General features: G+C 66.9%; 15 protein-coding genes. 7 read left to right on the forward strand and 8 right to left on the reverse strand.

The window, feature by feature from the left end; translation table 11 throughout:
- The first annotated feature begins 115 nt into the window (after positions 1-115).
- Positions 116-3,349: a TonB-dependent receptor domain-containing protein gene (locus tag O3305_RS12830; RefSeq protein WP_269572911.1), complete on the forward strand. Its 3,234-nt coding sequence runs from the start codon at positions 116-118 to the stop codon at positions 3,347-3,349.
- A gap of 51 nt (positions 3,350-3,400) precedes the next feature.
- Here the strand turns inward: O3305_RS12830 and O3305_RS12835 are convergent, their stop codons facing one another.
- From O3305_RS12835 to O3305_RS12845, 3 genes are all read right to left on the reverse strand, one after another.
- The gene (locus O3305_RS12835) at positions 3,401-4,417 is read right to left on the reverse strand and encodes an alanine racemase (RefSeq protein ID WP_269572912.1); all 1,017 of its coding nucleotides are present in this window, start codon (positions 4,415-4,417) and stop codon (positions 3,401-3,403) included.
- 64 nt (positions 4,418-4,481) lie between these two features.
- Positions 4,482-6,080, reverse strand: coding sequence for an MFS transporter (locus tag O3305_RS12840; protein WP_269572913.1), 1,599 nt, complete (start codon positions 6,078-6,080; stop codon positions 4,482-4,484).
- A gap of 44 nt (positions 6,081-6,124) precedes the next feature.
- Positions 6,125-7,387 carry an NRAMP family divalent metal transporter gene (locus O3305_RS12845; RefSeq protein ID WP_269572914.1) on the reverse strand — a complete coding sequence of 421 codons (1,263 nt, stop codon included), beginning with the start codon at positions 7,385-7,387 and terminating at the stop codon, positions 6,125-6,127.
- Positions 7,388-7,565: 178 nt separating this feature from the next.
- Here O3305_RS12845 and O3305_RS12850 point away from each other — a divergent pair, with 178 nt between their 5' ends.
- The gene (locus O3305_RS12850; RefSeq protein ID WP_269572915.1) at positions 7,566-7,865 is read left to right on the forward strand and encodes a fucose-binding lectin; all 300 of its coding nucleotides are present in this window, start codon (positions 7,566-7,568) and stop codon (positions 7,863-7,865) included.
- 39 nt (positions 7,866-7,904) lie between these two features.
- Here the strand turns inward: O3305_RS12850 and metH are convergent, their stop codons facing one another.
- From metH to O3305_RS12870, 4 genes are all read right to left on the reverse strand, one after another.
- A complete protein-coding gene (gene metH, locus O3305_RS12855; RefSeq protein ID WP_269572916.1) occupies positions 7,905-10,517 on the reverse strand; it encodes a methionine synthase in 2,613 nt (870 codons plus the stop codon).
- A gap of 134 nt (positions 10,518-10,651) precedes the next feature.
- Positions 10,652-11,701 carry a homocysteine S-methyltransferase family protein gene (locus O3305_RS12860; RefSeq protein WP_269572917.1) on the reverse strand — a complete coding sequence of 350 codons (1,050 nt, stop codon included), beginning with the start codon at positions 11,699-11,701 and terminating at the stop codon, positions 10,652-10,654.
- 120 nt (positions 11,702-11,821) lie between these two features.
- On the reverse strand, positions 11,822-12,739 hold the full coding sequence (metF, locus tag O3305_RS12865) for a methylenetetrahydrofolate reductase (protein ID WP_269572918.1): 918 nt from the start codon (positions 12,737-12,739) through the stop codon (positions 11,822-11,824).
- Positions 12,736-13,689, reverse strand: coding sequence for an ArsR/SmtB family transcription factor (locus O3305_RS12870; protein WP_184164612.1), 954 nt, complete (start codon positions 13,687-13,689; stop codon positions 12,736-12,738). The genes metF and O3305_RS12870 overlap by 4 nt, the downstream gene beginning before the upstream one ends.
- 120 nt (positions 13,690-13,809) lie before the next feature.
- On the opposite strand from O3305_RS12870, the gene O3305_RS12875 reads away from it, so the two are divergent.
- The 5 genes from O3305_RS12875 to O3305_RS12895 all read left to right on the forward strand — a co-directional run bounded on the left by O3305_RS12875 (position 13,810) and on the right by O3305_RS12895 (position 18,047).
- Complete coding sequence (locus O3305_RS12875; RefSeq protein ID WP_269572919.1) at positions 13,810-14,070, forward strand: hypothetical protein; 261 nt, start codon at positions 13,810-13,812, stop codon at positions 14,068-14,070.
- A gap of 3 nt (positions 14,071-14,073) precedes the next feature.
- Positions 14,074-14,232, forward strand: a complete 159-nt coding sequence (locus O3305_RS12880; RefSeq protein ID WP_269572920.1) for a hypothetical protein — start codon at positions 14,074-14,076, stop codon at positions 14,230-14,232.
- Complete coding sequence (locus tag O3305_RS12885) at positions 14,229-15,179, forward strand: aldo/keto reductase (RefSeq protein WP_269572921.1); 951 nt, start codon at positions 14,229-14,231, stop codon at positions 15,177-15,179. Before O3305_RS12880 ends, O3305_RS12885 begins: the two co-directional genes overlap by 4 nt.
- Before the next feature lie 56 nt (positions 15,180-15,235).
- Positions 15,236-15,688: a c-type cytochrome gene (locus O3305_RS12890; RefSeq protein ID WP_269572922.1), complete on the forward strand. Its 453-nt coding sequence runs from the start codon at positions 15,236-15,238 to the stop codon at positions 15,686-15,688.
- A 118-nt stretch (positions 15,689-15,806) separates the two neighbouring features.
- The gene (locus tag O3305_RS12895) at positions 15,807-18,047 is read left to right on the forward strand and encodes a carboxypeptidase-like regulatory domain-containing protein (protein WP_269572923.1); all 2,241 of its coding nucleotides are present in this window, start codon (positions 15,807-15,809) and stop codon (positions 18,045-18,047) included.
- 54 nt (positions 18,048-18,101) lie between these two features.
- Here O3305_RS12895 and O3305_RS12900 read toward each other — a convergent pair whose 3' ends face one another.
- On the reverse strand, positions 18,102-19,241 hold the full coding sequence (locus tag O3305_RS12900; RefSeq protein ID WP_269572924.1) for a serine hydrolase domain-containing protein: 1,140 nt from the start codon (positions 19,239-19,241) through the stop codon (positions 18,102-18,104).
- Positions 19,242-19,351: the final 110 nt, after the last annotated feature.

Genomic DNA, 19,351 nt, shown 5'->3' on the forward strand with positions numbered 1-19,351 from the left:
TCTGCAACAGTGCCCGCCTAATTGCGCGGCCCCTTATTTCCATATCTTGCGATGCGGAAACATGTCCGGCTTCTTTGCACCCTCGGACATCCAGTCCGAAGGGGCAAAAGAACCAATGAAAATCTCTCACTTGCTGAGCGCGACGGCGCTCGCCGGGTCGCTCCTGTGGTCCTCAGCAGCATATGCTCAGGATACGCAGGCGCCGACCGCGCCCGCCACCAGCGATGCCGAGAAGGCGCCGGATGAGGAAATCGTTGTAACCGGTTCGCGCATTCGCATCCGGAACACGATCGACGCTGCTGTTCCCGTCCAGACGATCTCCGCGACCCAGCTGCTGGGCACCCGCGGCGACGTTTCGGTCGGCGACGCGCTCAACCAGCTTCCGCAGTTCCGCTCGACCTTCAGCCAGGCCAACTCGACCGGCTCGATCGGCACCGCCGGCCTCAGCCTGCTCGATCTGCGCGGCCTCGGCACTGCGCGCACGCTGACCCTGATCAACGGCCGTCGCGTCGTCTCGGCAGTGCCGGGCAGCTACACGCCCGACGTCAGCACCATTCCGTACGACCTGATCGACCGCGTCGAGACCGTGACCGGCGGCCAGTCGGCCATCTATGGTTCGGACGCCATCGCGGGCGTCGCCAACTTCGTCCTGCGTCGCGACTATGAGGGCCTGCGCGTCCGCGCACAGGGCGGCGTCAGCACCTATGGCGATCGCGGCACCTACCTGGTCAGCGCGCTCGCCGGCAAGAACCTGATGGACGGCCGTCTGAACATCACCGCGTCGGCCGAATACACCCATGCGAACGAGCTCTACTACGCCGATCGCGACTATCTGGGTGCCTATGGCGGCACGCCGGGCTTCATCACCACGCAGATCACCACCGCGCCGAACCGCAACTTCGACGGCATTCCGAACACCGGCTTCGTTCCGCGCGGCGTCGTGTTCGGCAACCGCTCGATCGGCGGCACCGTCGTGACCACCTGCCCGGCGACCGCGACCGCGGCCAATGCGGCCCAGCGCGCAGCGATCTGCACCGGCCAGAACTCGCCGACCGGCAGCCCGCTCGCCTATTTCTACATGTTCGAGCCGGACGGCTCGCTGGTGAAGGACTCGCCGGCCACCACCGGCATGACCGACAACCGCGCGATCGGCGGCGGCATCCTGTTCGGCAAGTCGGCTTCGGGCGTCGAAGGCGCCATGCTCATGCCGAGCCAGGACCGCTATGTCGCGAACCTGCTCATCAACGGTGACTTCTCGAGCGCGTTCAAGCCGTTCGCCGAGCTCACCTATGCGCAGGTGAAGGTCCACCAGCAGTCGGTGCAGCCGAGCTTCACCGGCGGCACGCTTACCTCGACCTTCAGCGTCAACAACCCGTTCCTGACCACGGCCGCCCGCAACACGCTGACGACCATCCTGGCTCCGGGCGCGACGAGCTTCTCGCTCAACCGCTTCAACAACGATCTCGGCACCCGCGCCGAGTTCCACAACCGCAAGACCTATCGCGGCGTGATCGGCGTCGCCGGCGACCTGAGCAGCTCGGGCAACCTGCGCTACGAAGTCGCAGCCAACTATGGCCGCACCGAGAACTTCTACCGCACCGGCGGCAACGTGCTGGTCACCCAGTTCAACCGCGCAGCCAATGCGGTGCTCGCACCGACCGGCTATGCGGGCTCGAACTTCGTGCTCAACAGCGCCGGCCAGAAGGTCGTCTGCGGCGTCAACGCCGATGCCAGCACGACCAATGACGACGCGGCCTGCTACCCGATCAACCTGTTCGGCGAGAACCGCTACGATCAGAACGCGCTGAACTACATCCTGCACACCTCGACCCGCAACCAGTGGGCCGAGCAGCTGGACTTCACTGCGTTCCTGTCGGGCGACACCAGCGGCTTCTTCAGCCTGCCGGGCGGTCCGGTCGGCTTCGCGGTCGGCGGCGAATATCGCCGTGAAGACGCGCGCTCGAGCCAGGACGCGATCACTGCGTCGGGCCAGACCTTCCTCAACCCGGCAGCGACCTTCGATCCGCCGGCGGTGAAGGTGAAGGAAGCCTATGGCGAACTGCGCATCCCGCTGCTTGCCAAGCTGCCGCTCATCCGCGAGCTGACCTTCGAAGGCGCCGCGCGCGTCTCCGATTACGGCGGCACGACGGGTTCGGTCTGGGCGTGGAATGCGGGCGCGATCTGGGCGCCGATCCGCGACCTGCGCTTCCGCGGCACCTTCTCGAAGTCGGTCCGCGCGCCGAACCTGAGCAACCTCTATGCGACGGCGGCGACCACCTTCCAGAACGGCTTCACCGATCCGTGCGACCAGCCCGGTGGCACCAACTCGGCGAACAACATCAATGCCAACCCGAACCGCGCGAAGAACTGCGCCGCGGCCGGTGTTCCGACGACGATCACCTATACCGATCCGACTTCGGGCGCCGTGCTGACCCGTGCCTGGACCAACCAGACCACGGCCGGCCTGGCGGGCATCAACTCGGGCAACCCGAACCTGCTGCCGGAAACCGGCTACAGCTTCACGGTCGGCTCGGTGTTCACGCCCAGCTTCGTGCCCGGCCTGACGATCTCGGTCGACTACTACAATGTGCGCGTGAAGAACGTCATCTCGGGCCTGACCGGCCAGGCGATCATCAATCGCTGCTATGACGATCCCTCGGGCATCAACAACATCTTCTGCGCCGCGGTCTTCCGCCGCAGCAGCACGAATGCGGTTGAGAACCTCACGTTCAACGGCCAGTCGACCCGTCAGATCGATCAGTCGACCTTCAACCTGGCGCTGGCCGGCAACGGCAACAGCTTCATCAACCAGCCGTACAACTTCGCCAAGCTGGCGACCCGCGGCATCGACATCGACGTCGGCTACGAGAAGAAGTTCAACGACGACTTCGCGATCAGCCTGCGCACGGTGGTCAGCTATGTGATGGATCGTCTGTCCTACAGCTACATCACGGAGCCGAACCGCTACGATCGTATCGACAGCACGCTGGGCGATCCGAAGTGGCAGGGCCAGTTCACCGCGAACATCAAGCTCGGCCAGTTCGACGTGAACTACAACGCGCGCTACGTCGGCAAGCAGATCGTCTCGAGCCTCACCTACGAGACCTTCTTCCCGTCGCAGGGCCGTGCGGCGCTCAATCCCGATGCGCGTCCGTTCGTGTTCTACGATCCGATCGTCTACCAGAACATCCGTCTGGGCGTGAACGTGTCGAAGGACTACCGCCTGTACTTCGGCGTGGACAACGTCACCAACGAGCTGCCGCCGTATGACGCGACCGGCACCGGCAACGACGCGATCTACCCGAACATGGGCCGCTTCTTCTACGCGGGCGCCCAGGTTCGCTTCTGATCCGAAGCACCTGACAAACGGAAAGGGCCGCTCGAAAGAGCGGCCCTTTTCTTATGCCCAGATCCGGTCGTAGCGCGGGCCGAGCCCGGTCAGCAGCTCATATTGCGAGAGCCCGCTCAGCGCCGCCGTCTCGGGCAGCGCATAGGACATCGTCACCCAGTCGCCTTCCCTGAGCGAAGGCAACGCGCTCACGTCCAGCGCCGTCAGGTCCATCGAGACGCGCCCGATCAGCGGCAGCGTCACCCCGGCCGCCGATGCCAGGCCCTTGCTCGAGAAGCAGCGCAGATAGCCATCGGCATAGCCCAGGTTGAGCGTCGCCACCTCGGTGTCGCGCTCGGCGATCCAGGTGGCGTTGTAGCCCACGCTCTCGCCCGCCCGCACCAGCCGCCGCTGGAGGATCTGCGCCTCGGGCGTCGCGACCTGACGGATTGCGTCATGCCCGCTGCGCTGCCGGCCGCCATACAGCGCGATGCCCGGCCGGGTCAGGTCGAAGGCATAGTCGCTGCCCAGCGCGATGCCCGCCGAATTGGCTAGGCTCATCCGCTTTGCCGGGGTCCGCCCCCTGAGCGCACCGAACGCCGCGAGCTGCTTTGCGTTGAGCGGTACATCCTCGTCGGCCGAGACGAGATGGCTGAGCAGAGTCTCGATCACCAGCCCGTCGAGCAGGCCCGCACCAACCTCTTCTGGCGAGACACCGAGCCGGTTCATGCCGGTATCGACCATCACGTCGCACGGCCGCCCGGTCGGCCTCCAGCGCCGGACCTGCTCGGGTGTGGCCAGCACCGGCCGGGCATAGGTCGCATCGAGCGGATCCTCGGCGCGCAGCCCATGCAGCACCGACACGCTCAGCCCCAGATCGGCGAGCGCCTCCGCCTCGGCCCAGGTGGCGACGAAGAAGTCGCGGCATCCCGCCGCCGCCAGCCGCTCGGCCACCGCGCGCGATCCCAGCCCATAGCCATTGGCCTTGATCGCGGCGCCGCAAGCGGCATTGCCGCTCAGCTTCGCCATGTGCCGCCAGTTGGAAACGAGCGCGGCGCTGTCCAGCCGCAGGCGCAGGGGTGCAGTCATGTTTCCAGCGGTTAGGCCCTGCGCCCCACCCCCGCAATGGCCGTTGCGGAGGGAGGCTATGCCCTCAGTGCCTTGCGTGCCCGTGCTTCCGCGGCTGCACCGTCTCGGTCAGCCCCAGGGCGGTGACCAGCAGCGCCATCGCCACGACCGCCATCGTGTACCAGAGCCCGGCATAGGGATCGCCGGTGCGCGCAACGATATACTGGCTGATGAAAGGCAGGAAGCCACCGAAATAGCCGGTGCCGAGATGATAGGGGATCGACATCGACGAATAGCGGATGCGGCTCGGGAACATCTCGCTGAGCAGCGCCGCCACCGGGCCATAGGTCGCGCCGGCCAGCGCCATCAGCCCCAGCATCGCCAGCACGATCACCGCGACGTTGCCGATCGAAGGCCTGACCCGTTCGAGCCGGTAGCCCGCCTCGGCCAGCGCCGCGTCGAGCCCCGCCGGGCTGGCATCCGCCACCGGCACGCTGTCCACCGTCACCACCACCGCATCGGCGCGCTGGGTCTTGTAGGGCACACCCTTCTTCGAAAGATGATCGAGCACCTGCGCGCACGGATCGATCTGCTTCGCGGCGAAGGGATCATATTTGCAATTGGGCCCGCGCACGATCACCGGCGCGTGCCGGGCCGATTCCGCCAATCCCGGATTGGCCGCATTCCCGATAACCCAGAACAGCGGGAAGAGCAGCACCAAAGTCAGCGCATAGCCGATCACGATCGGCTTCTTGCGCCCGATCCGGTCGGAGAGATGCCCGAACAGGATGAAGAACCCGCAGCCGACCAACGCCGATCCGCCGCAGATCAGCTGCGCCGTGGTCGGGTCCATCCGCATCGGCCCGGTGAGGAACGACAGCACCGAGAACATCGAAGTGTACCAGATCACCGTCAGCCCGGCCGCGATGCCGAACAGCGCGACGAACAGGCGCGGCAGGTTACCCGGATAGGTGAAGCTCTCGAGGAACGGGTTGCTCGCCGTCTCGCCGGTCTCCTTCATCGCCTTGAACACCGGGCTCTCGGAGAGCTTGAGGCGCATGTAGAGCGACACCGCGAGCAGCAGGATCGAGAAGAGGAAGGGCAGTCGCCAGCCCCAGGCCTCCCAGGTCGCGGCGGGCATCGGCGTCTTGAACGCGAGCACCACCGCCAGGCTCAGGATGAAGCCGCCGACCACGCTTGCCTGGATGAAGCTGGTATGGAAGCCGGCCCGCCCGCCCGGCGAATGCTCGGCGACATAGATCGCCGCGCCGCCATATTCGCCGCCCAGCGCCAGCCCCTGCGCCACCCGCATGATCAGGATCAGCACCGGCGCCGCCACGCCGATCTCGGCATAGCCCGGCACCAGCCCGATGCCGGCGGTCGCCAGGCCCATCACGGTGATGGTGACGAGGAAGGTGTATTTCCGCCCCATCCTGTCGCCGAGATAGCCGAACAGCACCGCGCCCAGCGGCCGGAAACCGAAGCCGACAGCGAACGCCGCCCAGGCAAGCAGGCTCGCCAGCACGTCGTTGCCCGCGGGAAAGAAGGTATGCTGCAGGATGCCGGTGGCGGTCAGCGTGCCCCAGATGAAGAAGTCATACCATTCGAAGATGGTGCCCAGCGACGATGCGCCGATCACCAGCCGGATGTCCTTGCCGCTCGGCTCCGCTGCGCCCTCTGCCATATGCCCCTCACCTGCCTTTCGGCGAAGCTTAGCGGCTCGGGGACTTATTGCCAGACCAGCATCGCCACCGCCGCCGCACCCATCACGATCGTCGCCGCCCAGCCGAATACGAGCAGCGGGCCATGGATGCGGAACTCGCCCATAACGCTGCGCCGGGTGGCGATCACCATCATCACCGCCATGATCGGAACGGCCGCGAAGCCGTTGACCACCGCGCTCCAGAACAGCGCCTGCATCGGTGGGATGCCGGACCAGTCGAGGAAGACGCCGAGCAGGATCGACAGCGCGATCACGCCGTAGAAGCCGGGCGCGTCCTTGACCTTGCGCTCCAGCCCGCAGCGCCAGCCGCGCGCATTGCTCACCGCGAAGCCGGCCGATCCGGCGAGCACCGGCACCGCGAGCAGCCCGGTGCCGATGATTCCCACCGCGAACAACGCGAAGGCGAAATTGCCGGCGACCGGCTTCAATGCCTGGGCGGCGTCGGTCGCCGTGTTGATCTGGGAGATTCCCTGCACATGCAGCGTCGCGGCGGTCGCGGTGATGATCGCCAGCGCGATCAGGTTGGAAAAGGCCATGCCGACGAATGTATCGACCCGCATCCGCCTGATCTCGTCCGGCGCCTGCTCCGGCGCATCGACCAGTGGGCGGGCGCCGTCATGGTCCTCGACTTCCTCCACTTCCTGCGCAGCCTGCCAGAAGAAGAGATAGGGGCTGATCGTCGTGCCGAAGAGCGCAACGATCGTCGCGATGGCATCGGGTCCGTCGATGCGCGGCACCACCAGGCCGCGTGCCGCCGCGGCCCAGTCGACCTGCACCGCGAGCACCACCGCGACATAGGCGAACAGCGACAGGGTCAGCCATTTCAGCACCCGCGCATAGCGGTGATAGGGCACGAACGCCTGCAGGAGCAGGCTGGCCAGCGCAAAGAAGACCGTGAACCAATGGTCGCCCCAGCCGGCCACCATCTGCGCGGCATCGCCCATCGCGGCGATATCGGCGCCGATGTTGATCGTGTTGGCGATGAACAGGATGGTGACGAGCAGGCTCAGCAGCCAGTTCGGCAGGAATCCGCGCATGTTCGCGGCCAGCCCCTGCCCCGTCACCCGCCCGATATGCGCGCTCACCAGCTGCACCGCCGACATCAGCGGATAGGTGAGCACCATCGTCCACATCAGCCCATAGCCGAACTGCGCGCCGGCCTGGGAATAGGTGGCGATGCCGCTGGGATCGTCGTCCGCCGCGCCGGTGATCAGGCCGGGCCCAAGCTGTTTTGCGACCGAGGTTTTCGCTTGTCGGCTGTCGGTCATGCAGGCTCCGGCACGGGATTGGACGCTCAACGCTAGCAGATGCCTGACGATCCCGAACTTATCCAGATCGATCCGCCACCGCACCGATCCGGACCCAATGCCGGTTGCGCCGGCCCAGGCGAGAAGGAAGCTTCCCGCCGCGCGTCATCGGGACGCGTTGCAAAGAGGGGGAACTCCGATGGCCGATAATCCAAGCTTTCCGGTCAGCACCTGCGCGATCAGCTGGTTCGACGGCAACCACGCGCTGCACATCCGCGTCTATTCGAGCGACAACTATACGATCACCGAGCGCTGCAACGACGGCAATGGCTGGGTCACCGGCGCCAGCTTCCCGGGCCAGCAGGCATCGGCCATCACCTGGGCGGACTCGGCCGGGCAGCACATCCGCCTCTATGTGACGGGCAACGACACCACGACCGAATATTGCGCCGACCCCGGCACCTCGGGCTGGACTAAGGGCAGCTATACCCAGCCCTGAGTGATCGCCCTCTCCCCTCCGGGGAGAGGGCAGATACCCTCAATCGAGGTTCGGCCGCAGGTAGCGCGTCGCCAGGTCGAGATCGATGCCGCGCCGCGCAGCATAGTCCTGCACCTGGTCCTGGCCGATCCGCGCCACGCCGAAATATTCGGCCTGGGGATGCCCGAAATAGAAGCCGGAAACCGCCGCGGTCGGCAGCATCGCGAAGCTCTCGGTCAGCGAGATGCCGGTGCGGTGATGCGCATCGAGCATCTTGAACAGGATCGGCTTGAGGCTGTGCTCGGGGCAGGCCGGATAGCCCGGCGCCGGGCGGATGCCGCGATATTCTTCCTTGATCAGCGCGGCATTGTCGAGCTGCTCGCCCTCGGCATAACCCCATAGCGACGTGCGGGTGAACTGGTGCAGTCGCTCCGCGAACGCCTCGGCCAGGCGGTCGGCCAGCGCCTTGAGCAGGATGTCCGAATAATCGTCGATCGCGTTCTTGAAGCGCGCGAGATGCGGCTCGATGCCGTGGATCGAGACCGCGAAGCCGCCGATCCAGTCGCCCTGGGTGTCGATGAAGTCCGCCAGGCACATGTTCGCCCGGCCCTCGCGCTTGGCGATCTGCTGGCGCAGCATCGGCAGGGTAACATGCTCCTCGTCGCCGATATGGACGATGATGTCGTCGCCCTTGCGGCGGCACGGCCACAGCCCGGCGACGCCGCGCGCGGTCAGCCACTTCTCGGCGATGATCGTGTCGAGCATCTTCTGCGCGTCGGCGAACAGGCTGGACGCGCTCTCGCCGACCACCTCGTCGGTCAGGATCGCCGGATAATTGCCCGCCAGCTCCCAGGCGCGGAAGAACGGCGTCCAGTCGATATACTCGCGCAGGTCCTTCAGGTCCCAGTCGTCGAACGTGTGAACGCCCGGCATGCGCGGTTTGCCCGGCTTGAGGCTCATGTCCGCCTCGAAGGCGTTGTCGCGCGCCTTCTCCAGCGGCAGCAGCTCGCTCTGCCCGCGCCCGGCGCGTGCTGCACGCACCTGCTCATATTCGGCCGCGACCTTGGCGACATAGTCGTCGCGCTGCGTCTCCGAGACGAGCGCCGTCGCCACGCCGACCGCACGCGACGCGTCGAGCACATGCACCACCGGGCCCGTATACGCCGGCTCGATGCGCAGCGCGGTATGGACGCGGCTGGTGGTCGCGCCGCCGATCAGCAGCGGCATCGTCATCTGCGCGCGCTGCATCTCCTCGGCGACGGTCACCATCTCGTCCAGCGAAGGCGTGATCAGGCCGCTGAGGCCGATCATGTCCGCGTCATTCTCGTTCGCGGCCTTGAGGATGTCCGACCAGGGCACCATCACGCCCATGTCGATCACTTCGAAGCCGTTGCACTGCAGGACGACGCCGACGATGTTCTTGCCGATATCATGCACGTCGCCCTTAACGGTCGCCATGATCACCCGGCCCTTGGCCTTGGAGCCGGCTTCCTTCTCCGCCTCGATGAACGGCATCAGGTGCGCGACCGCCTTCTTCATCACGCGGGCGGACTTCACCACCTGCGGCAGGAACATCTTGCCCGATCCGAACAGGTCGCCGACCACGTTCATGCCGTCCATCAGCGGGCCTTCGATCACCTGGATCGGGCGGCCGCCGCTGCCCATCAGCGCGGCGCGGCATTCCTCGGTATCCTCGACGACATGCGCGTCGATGCCCTTGACCAGCGCATGCTCGAGCCGCTTCTCGACCGGCCAGCCGCGCCATTCCGCCGCCTGCTTCTCCGCCGTCGCATCGGTGCCGCGGAACTTCTCGGCGAGCGCGACGAGGCGGTCGCCCGCCTCGGGGTCGCGGTTGAGGATCACGTCCTCGCAGGCGGTGCGCAGTTCCGGCTCGATCTGGTCATAGACGTCGAGCTGGCCGGCATTGACGATCGCCATGTCCATGCCCGCGGGGATCGCGTGGTAGAGGAACACCGAGTGCATCGCCTTGCGCACCGGCTCGTTGCCGCGGAACGAGAAGCTCAGGTTCGAGAGGCCGCCCGAGATATGGCAATGCGGGCAGCGCGCCTTGATCTCGCGGCAAGCCTCGATGAAATCGACGCCGTAGTTGTTATGCTCCTCGATGCCCGTCGCCACCGCGAACACATTGGGATCGAAGATGATGTCCTCGGGCGGGAAGCCGATGCCGACCAGCAGCTTGTAGGCGCGCTCGCAGATCTCGACCTTGCGCGCCTGGGTGTCGGCCTGGCCGGTCTCGTCGAACGCCATGACGACCACGGCCGCGCCATATTGCATGCACTTGCGGGCATGCTCGAGGAACTGCGCCTCGCCTTCCTTCATGCTGATCGAGTTGACGATCGGCTTGCCCGACACGCACTTCAGGCCCGCCTCGATCACGTCCCACTTGGAGCTGTCGACCATCACCGGGATGCGCGCGATGTCGGGCTCGGCGGCGATCAGCTTGAGGAAGGTGGTCATCGCCTCGAACGCGTCGAGCAGGCCCTCGTCCATGTTGACGTCGAGCACCTGCGCGCCGGCTTCCACCTGCTGCAGCGCCACTTCCACGGCGGCGGCATAGTCGCCGGCCATGATCAGCTTCTTGAACCGCGCCGATCCGGTGACGTTGGTGCGCTCGCCGATATTGACGAAGTTGGTGGAGGAGGCGGTGGTCATTCTGTTCTTCCAATCGTCATCCCGGCGAAAGCCGGGATCTCGTGCCGCATGCGCACGCTATAAAACTGCGAGGCCCCGGCAATCGGGCCCCCATCAAAGTAGTACTTTGATGGGACCCTTCACCGGGGTGACGGCTAGGCCGCCGCCATCGTGAACGGCTCGAGCCCGGCCAGCCGGGTGCGCACCGCGACCTGGGGGATCGGCCGCGCCGGCAGCCCGGCCACGGCATCGGCGATCGCCTTGATATGCGCCGGCGTCGAGCCGCAGCAGCCGCCCAGCACATTGACCTGCCCCGCATCGGCCCATTCCTTGACCAGCCCGGCGGTCGTCACCGGCGCCTCGTCATAGGCGCCGAGCTCGTTGGGCAGGCCGGCGTTGGGATAGACCATGATCAGCGTGTCGCAGATGCCCGACAGCGTCTTCACATGCGGGCGCAGCTGCTCGGCGCCGAACGAGCAGTTGAGCCCGATCGTCAGCGGCTTCGCATGCCGCACCGCATGCCAGAACGCCTCGACGGTGTGGCCCGACAGGTTGCGCCCCGAAAGATCGGTCAGCGTCATCGACAGCATGATCGGCAGGTCGCGGCCCAGGTCATTGCCCGCTTCGATCGCCGCCATCACCCCGGCCTTGGCGTTGAGCGTGTCGAACACCGTCTCGATCAGGATGAAGTCGACGCCGCCTTCGACCAGCGCGTCGATCTGCTCGCGGTACACGTCCTTGAGGTAATCGAAGTCGATCTCGCGATAGCCGGGATCGTTGACGTCCGGGCTCAGCGACAGCGTCTTGTTGGTCGGCCCCAGCGCGCCGGCGACGAAGCGCGGACGGCCATCCTTCGCCTCGAACTCGTCGGCGATGCTGCGCGCGAGCTTGGCGCTCTCGACATTGATCTCGCGCACCAGATGCTCGGCGCCGTAATCGGCCTGGCTGATCCGGTTGGCCGAGAAGGTGTTGGTCTCGGCGATGTCCGCCCCCGCCTCGAAATAGGCGCGGTGGATGCTCGCCGGCACCTCGGGCTTGGTCAACGCGAGGATGTCGTTGTTGCCCTTCTGGTCATGGCTCAGCCCGAGATCGCCGGCATAGGCGGCCTCGTCGAGCTTCCAGTTCTGGATCTCGGTGCCGAACGCCCCGTCGGTGATCAGGATGCGCTTGGCGGCCTCGGCCAGCAGTTTCTCGCGTGCAGTCATCGTCCAAATTCCTCGTCACCCTGAACTTGTTTCAGGGTCCAACTCTCCACCCGCGAATCCATCGCCCGTTGCGCGTTGGATGCTGAAACAAGTTCAGCATGACGGGTGGTTATATGCGGCTCAGGCCGCCACAATCTCGGCGCCGACCTTCGGCCGCACGCCCAGCAGATGGCAGATCGCGTAGCTCAGCTCCGCACGGTTCAGCGTGTAGAAGTGGAACTGGCGCACCCCGCCGGCATAGAGCTTGCGGCACAGCTCCGCCGCCAGCGTCGCCGAGACGAGCTGGCGCGCCGCCGGATGCTCGTCGAGCCCCTCGAACAGCCGCTCCATCCAGCCGGGCACTTCGGTGCCGCACATCGCCGCCATGCGCACCACGCTGGCGAAGCTCATCACCGGCATGATCCCCGGCACGATCTCCGCGTCGATGCCGGCCTTGGCCGCATCGTCGCGGAAGCGGAAGAAGGTGTCGGGCTCGAAGAAGAACTGGGTGATCGCGCGGTTGGCGCCGGCGTCGATCTTGCGCTTCAAATTCTCGATGTCCGCGGTCGGATTGGGCGAATCCGGATGGCATTCGGGATAGGCTGCGACCGAGATCTCGAACGGATGCAGCTTGCGCAGCCCCGCCACCAGGTCCGCCGCATTCTCATAGCCGCCCGGATGGGTCTGGTACTTCTCGCCCGCCCGCGGCGGATCGCCGCGCAGCGCCACGATGTGGCGCACGCCCGCCGCCCAATATTCCTGGGCGACCTGGTCGATCTCTTCCTTCGTCGCTTCCACGCAGGTGAGGTGCGCGGCTGCCGGGATGCCGGTCTCGCGCGCGATCCGCGCCACCGTATTGTGGGTGCGCTCGCGGGTCGTGCCGCCGGCGCCATAGGTAACGCTGACGAAACGCGGCCCGAGCGGGCTCAGCGTCTCGATCGACTCCCACAAAGTCTCCTCCATCTTCTCCGTCTTGGGCGGGAAGAATTCGAAGCTCACGTCGATATCGCCCGCCACATCCGCGAAGAGCGGCGCCGCCAGCGGGTCCAGGATAGTCATGCGGCCCTCACCTTTTCATTCACCTGCCCGGTCTTGCGACCGAGCCACAATTTCACCGTCAGCTCGCCGCCCACCAGCGTTTCCACCTGGATCGGAGCGAGCCCATGCGCCTCGAACCAGCCGAGCACCTGCTCGTCCGAGAAGCCGAGGCGCGTATGCGCGTCCTTGCTGCGCAGTTCCTCGCGCTCATGCGGCGCGAAATCGGCGATCAGCAGCCGGCCGCCGGGGGCCAGCACGCGTGCCGCCTCGCCGATCGCCGCACCGGGCTGCTGCGCGAAGTGGAGCACATGATGCAATATAGCGAGATCGGCGCCGCCATCCTGGATCGGCAGCGCATAGAGATCGGCCTGGCGCAGCTCGGCATTGGCCAGTCCCTGCTCGGAAAGCTTGGCGCGGGCAAGCCGCAGCATCTCGGAAGAGCGGTCGATACCCAGCGCCCGCTCGGCACGCGGCGCGAACAACTCGAGCATCCGCCCGGTCCCGGTGCCGATATCGACCAGATAGCCGATCTCGCCGTCCCCCAGCGCCCGGGCCATCGCGGCCTCGACTTCGCTCTCCGCGACATGGAGCGAGCGGATCGCGTCCCATTCGCCGGCATTGCTCTCGAACCATTCGGCCGCCGCGCTCGCCCGGTCGGCGCGCACCGCCGCGAGGCGCGCCTCGTCGGCGACCATCCAGTGATCGGCTTCGCTCCACTGGTCGAGCGCCGCGAGCACCGGCGCCACCTTGGCATCGGCGCCCAGGCCGACGAACACCCAGCTGCCTTCCTTGCGCCGCTCCAGCAGCCCGGCGTCGCACAGGATCTTCACGTGCCGGCTGACGCGCGGCTGGCTCTGCCCGAGTACCTGCGCCAGCTCGCCCACGCTCAGCTCCATCGAGCGGACGAGCGCAAGGATGCGCAGCCGCGTCGAATCGGCAAGGGCACGGAAGATGGCGAGGGCCTGCTGCATGGCAGTTAGACATATAAAGATATCTTTATATGGGGTCAACGCATCGCATGCGCCTTGCACGCGAGTCCAGCCCCCGTTAGCCCTTGGCGCGAGCAATTTTCCGGCAAAAGGGTCCCCGTCATGCGCAAGATCTTCCTCCCGCTCGCGGCGGTCGCGCTGCTCGGCCTCTCGGCATGCGGCAAGAGCGCGAAGAACGAAGCCGCCGAGGCCAATGAATCGGTCGCCGGCGACAGCAATACGATGGGCGAAGCCGTGGGCGACGTGAACGCCGCCGAAAACGCTGCCTTCGGCGCTGCCGAGAGCAACTACGACCAGGCCGTCCCGGTCGGCAATGCCGCGGGCGCTGCCGGTTCGGGCGACGAAGGCTCGGGCGACGAATAAGCCATGCGTCTCGCCCCGCTCCTCCTGCTCCTCGCACTTGCGGCCTGCGGCGGCGACGGCTCCGATGACGGCCATGGCGGGTTGAGCGCCAGCCAGTCGCGCGACCTCGATGCGGCGGCGGCCGCGACCGACATCAACGCCAGCACCGGAAACCAGCAATGACAACCCTTCGCGACCTCGGCGCCAGCGGGATCCAGACGCCTTCGCTGATCCTCGGCGGCAACGTCTTCGGCTGGACTGCGGACAAGGCGACGAGCTTCGCGATCCTCGACTGCTTCGCCGAGGCCGGCGGCACGCTGGTCGACACCGCCGATGTCTATTCCGCCTGGGTCCCCGGCCATCAGGGCGGCGAGTCCGAGGCGATCATCGGCGAGTGGCTGAAGGGCTCGGGCAAGCAGGGCAAGGTCAAGGTCGCCACCAAGGTCGGCATGCTCGATGGCGAGGGCGGCACCAAGCTCGCCCCGGCGCGCATCGCCGCGGCCTGCGACGCCAGCCTCAAGCGGCTCGGCGTCGAGACGATCGATCTCTATTTCGCGCACCAGGACGATGAGGACGTGCCGCAGGAGGAAGTCCTCGCCGCGTTCGACAAGCTGATCCAGGCCGGCAAGGTCCAGGCGATCGCCGCGTCGAACTTCCACGCGATGCGCCTCAAGTCCGCGCTCGACATCGCCACGCGCGAGGGGTTGCCGCACTACCGCGCGCTGCAGAACGAATATCACCTGCTCAGCCGCCACAAATACGAAGGCGAGCTGCAGGACCTGTGCGTCGAGTATAATATCGGCTGCGTGCCCTATTACGGGCTCGCCTCGGGTTATCTCACCGGCAAGTACCGTTCCGAAGCCGATCTCGGCAAATCGGTGCGTGGCGGCCGGATGACCGCGTTCATGGAGGGCAAGGGCCCGGCCATGCTCGCCGCGCTGGACGAAATCTCCGCCGAGACCGGCGCCACCCTCGCCCAGATCGCCCTGGCCTGGCTCGCCGCCCAGCCCGGCGTCACCGCCCCGATCGCCAGCGCCACCTCGGTCGCCCAGGCCGAGGAGCTGGTCGGCAGCTGGAACGTCACGCTCGGCAAGGCGCAGCTCGACAGGCTCACCGCCGCCGGCGCCTGACCACCCGGACAATTCGTCCCATGGGAACCGGGCGCGGGAGCCCCTAGCTCCGCGCCATGTTCGCGCGCGTCGCTTCCGCCGGTGCCCTGATCGCCACCGCCCTCCTCGCCGGATGCTCGGGCGACCAGCATGACGCGCGGCTGCGAAAGGCCGGGCCCAACCCGTCGCTCGAGGCGCTGCTCAAGGTAGCCGATGCCGAGATCGGCGCGCGCAAGTTCGGGCGGTGCGCGGCATGCCACCGGATCAACCCGGGCGCGCCCGACCTTGGTGGCCCCAATCTCTACGGCGTCTATGGCCGGCCGATGGGGCGAAACAGCCAGCGCTTCGGCTATTCGGCGGCGCTGCGCGACGCCGGCGGCACATGGGACGCGCAGACGCTCGACGCCTGGATCGCCAATCCCGCCGGGCGCGTCCCCGGCACGACCATGCAATTCTCGGGCGTCTCCGATCCGCTCGATCGCGCGGACATCATCGCCTATCTGCAGAGCCGGGCGGAGCCAGCCCGCTAGCGCCGCCGCGGGCCCCGCATCGCGACGCTCCGCTTTCATCGCTTATTACTGTCCCGCCCGTCGCCACGGGAGCAGCGTCCCGCTCAAATCTTCTGTGGCGAGAGTAAGCATGTATCAGGTGGGATTTGTTCGGACCGCCTCGGTCTCCCTCGCGGCCCTGGCCTGCATGGTGGCGGTCGATGCCGCCGCGCAGGAAGACACCTATATGCAGGGCCGCGTCACCGACGAGAACGGCCAGGGCATCCCCAATGCCGAGGTCTCGGCCTATTACACGTCCGACGGCGGCGGCACCAACAACCAGAGCAACAAGGCAACCACCACCGACGACAAGGGCTATTACCGCGTTGCCGTCACCCAGCCAAAGGGCAAGTGGTCCGGCTATGCCTATGCCGTCTATCGGGGCTGGCGGTTCGAGCTGCTGCCCGAAACCAGCGAGGAGTTCAGCAGCGCCACCGGCGCGACCCGCAACTTCCAGCTCCGCTTCGTCGAGCTGCGGGGAAACCCCGATCGGCTGAGCGACTATGGCCTGGGCGGCGTGATCAACGTCATTGCCCAGACCTATGAAACACTGGACCTGTCCAAGGTCGTCGTCACGGCGAAACCCGTGGGCGGCGGCACCCCGATCACGCGCACTGCGCGTTACACGGGCGGCGAGGGCCATGTCATAAGCGGCCTGCGGCCCGACAAGTACGAAATCAGCGCGACCTATAGCGGCCGGGCGCTGCTGGTGAGCGCGGAGGTCACGCCGCGGCAATGGGCAAGCAGCTACACAAGCGAGTTCCAGGCAGACCACGGCCTTCCCCGCATACGGCTTCTGGTGAAGGAGGCTGGCGGCGGCTCCAACAATCCGGGGCCAGGATCGGACCCGAACCCGACGCCGGCCCCGCCACCCGAGGCCACGCTTGCCGGCTTCACCCTCGCCAGCGCGCAGCCGCAGACGCTCGGCAGATGGCTGCTGCGCAAGGCCGGCGTCTACTATAGCCCGGAAGACGACGGGAAGACCCCGAACGTCATCGTCGCCATCGCCGCGAAGAACGCTTCGCCCCTGCCGCAGACCGCCAGCGGTTCGTTCCAGCTCAGCCTGAACGGCGCGAGCAGCCATGAGGCGACGGGGCTGAGCTACGACATCCTGTCCGCCGGCGCCCCACGCCCGCCTTCCACCGGCAATCCCAAGGCCGATTTCGCGCGGACGACCATGTCCGGCTCCTCCCTTCCCCCGCAGGTCAAGACGGGCGAGGAAGTGGTCGTCTACGCGTCCTTCCGCCTGCCCGCGGCGGACCGGGCCAAGCTAAAATCGGTCAAGGTCACCACGATCGACAGGATCCGGGGCCCGCTCTTCCCGGCAAGCCAGGCGAACGCCGTCGTCGACCTGCCGGCGCCGCCGGGCGCGACCCCAACGCCAACGCAGACCCCTCCGCCGGCCGATACCCCGCCGCCCGATACCAGCGGCGATCCCATCAAGTTCAACGACCAGGGGTTCTTCAGCCTGGGCCGCTGGACCGTGCGGGTCAGCGAACTGCAGTACAAGACGCCCACCAGCATGACGGTGAGCATCACCGCGAAGAACAAGACGGTGATGTCGCTTCCGCCGCAGTCCGTCTTCGAGTTCACCCTCAACAGCGGCGCCGGCGCCGCGACCAGGACCGTCGCGAAGCAGATCGTCTATGCGCCGAGTTCTCCGGTCGCGGCGCTCAAGGAAGTCGTCGTCACGCCTTCGTTCGACCTGCCGCGCGCCCAGCAGGAAATGGTCAGCTCGATCACGATCAAGGAACTGGCCCAGCCCAAGCAGGGCCTGCTGCTCAAGGCGCAGGCCGCGACCAGTGTCGATATCCCCGTGCAGCCGCGGCGAAAGGCGCCGGCACCGGCATCGACGGGAAAGACGGGCACCGCGACCACGAAGGACACACCGGCACCTGCTCCGGCCCCAACGCCGACGCCGGCTCCGGCACCGACGCCCGCCCCGGCCGCGACGTCGGCAAGCGTCACCGGCGATTTCCGCAACACCGGCTATTTCTTCACCCGGCTCGACGCCGTCCGCCGCCAGCGCTCGGGCGCAGTCGAAGTGACGCTGACGATGCGCAACGACCAGACGATCCGGCGCAGCATCTGGAACAACTATAACAGCTGGACCCTCATCGGCTCGGACGGCCAGTCCTACAAGCATGACGGCAATGGCTATGGCCGCGACGGCACGGACCGGATGACGACCAGCGTCTATCTGGAGAAGGACGGCACCGCCCCGCTGACCTATGTCTATCCGATGCCGTTCGACGTGAAGCCCGTGCGCCTGGTCGTGCGCGACTATTACGGCAAGCCGCTCACCGAATTCGACCTGTCCTCGGCGCCGGGCAAACCCTGAGGGTCGCGCGAAGGCGGCAGCCGGCGCGCCACCGGCTGCCGCAACCCTCCGGCCTCAGTCCTTGAAGCCATATTCCCAGGCATAGGGCACGCCGGTATCGCCCAGCGCCGCCTTCACCAGCTTCGGGAAGGCCTTCTCGATCCGCACGTCATTGCCCAGGATCAGCACGCAGCGCTGGCCCTTCTCCAGGCAGACCAAAGTGTTCGCGGTCACCTCGTTATGCCCGCCCTTCAGCCAGCCCGCGCCCTGCGGCCCGGTAAAGGCGATCACGCCCAGCGCCGCCTTCGCGCGCGTTCCCTCGCCCGGCTTGGCCGGGTTGTTCAGCGTCGGGAACTGCGTCCGGCTCGGGATCTTCTGGGTGCCGCGCACATATTCGGCGCGCCACTTCGGTGACAGGCCCTGGCCGCGCACCATCGCCGCCGCCAGGATCGCCAGGTCGTGGATCGTCGTGTCCATCGATCCCGCCGCGCGCACCCGGCTGCGGTCGTCATGCGGCTCGGTCTTGCCGTTCTCGTCCCAGCCGTCCGCCAAATTGGTGCCGAAGCTGTCCTGCCAGATCAGGCTGGTCCGGGTCATGCCCAGCGGCTGGAAGAAGCGGCGCTGCAGCTCGGCCTCCACGCTCAGCCCCAGCCCCTTCTCCACCCCGAACTGGAGCAGCGAGATGCCCTCGCCCGAATAGCCGTAATTGCTGCCCGGATCGAAGTGGAAGCGCAGCTTGCCGTCGGGCTCGAGCACCGCGAAATTGGCGAAACCGGTGGCGTGGTTGAGCACGTGGCGCGGCGTCACCTTCCGCCAGCGCGCATCGCCGGCCAGGTCGCCCCAATGCCCATAGGCATCGAGATTGCCGTAGTCGGGGATCGGCCTGGGCAGCATCGCCGCGATCGGCGCGTCGAGATCGAGCTTCTTCTCTTCCGCCAGCTGGGTGACCAGATAGCCGAACACCGCCTTGGTCAGCGACGCGCCGTACATGATCGTGTCGGGCGTCAGCGGATCGCCCTTGGCGTTGCGATCGCCCCAGGTCTTCACCGAGACGACCTTGCCCTTGTCGATCAGCGCGACCGCGACGCCCTTCGCCCCGGTCTCGGCCATCGCCGCCTTCACCGCGGCATCCATGTCCGGCCCCCTGGCCGCGGCCGGCGCGGCGGCTCCCAATGCCAGCAGCCCCATCAATCCGAAACGCACCACTCGACGCATGAAACGCTCTCCCCTCTTTCGGGCGGCATCCTGCATGTTCACGGTGCTGCAGCAACAAAAACCGACGCTTGCCCGCGATTGCTTGCAAACGGCACTGGACGCTCCGTTCC

The organism is Sphingomonas sp. NIBR02145 (assembly GCF_027359115.1).
Lineage (GTDB): Bacteria > Pseudomonadota > Alphaproteobacteria > Sphingomonadales > Sphingomonadaceae > Sphingomonas > Sphingomonas kyeonggiensis_A.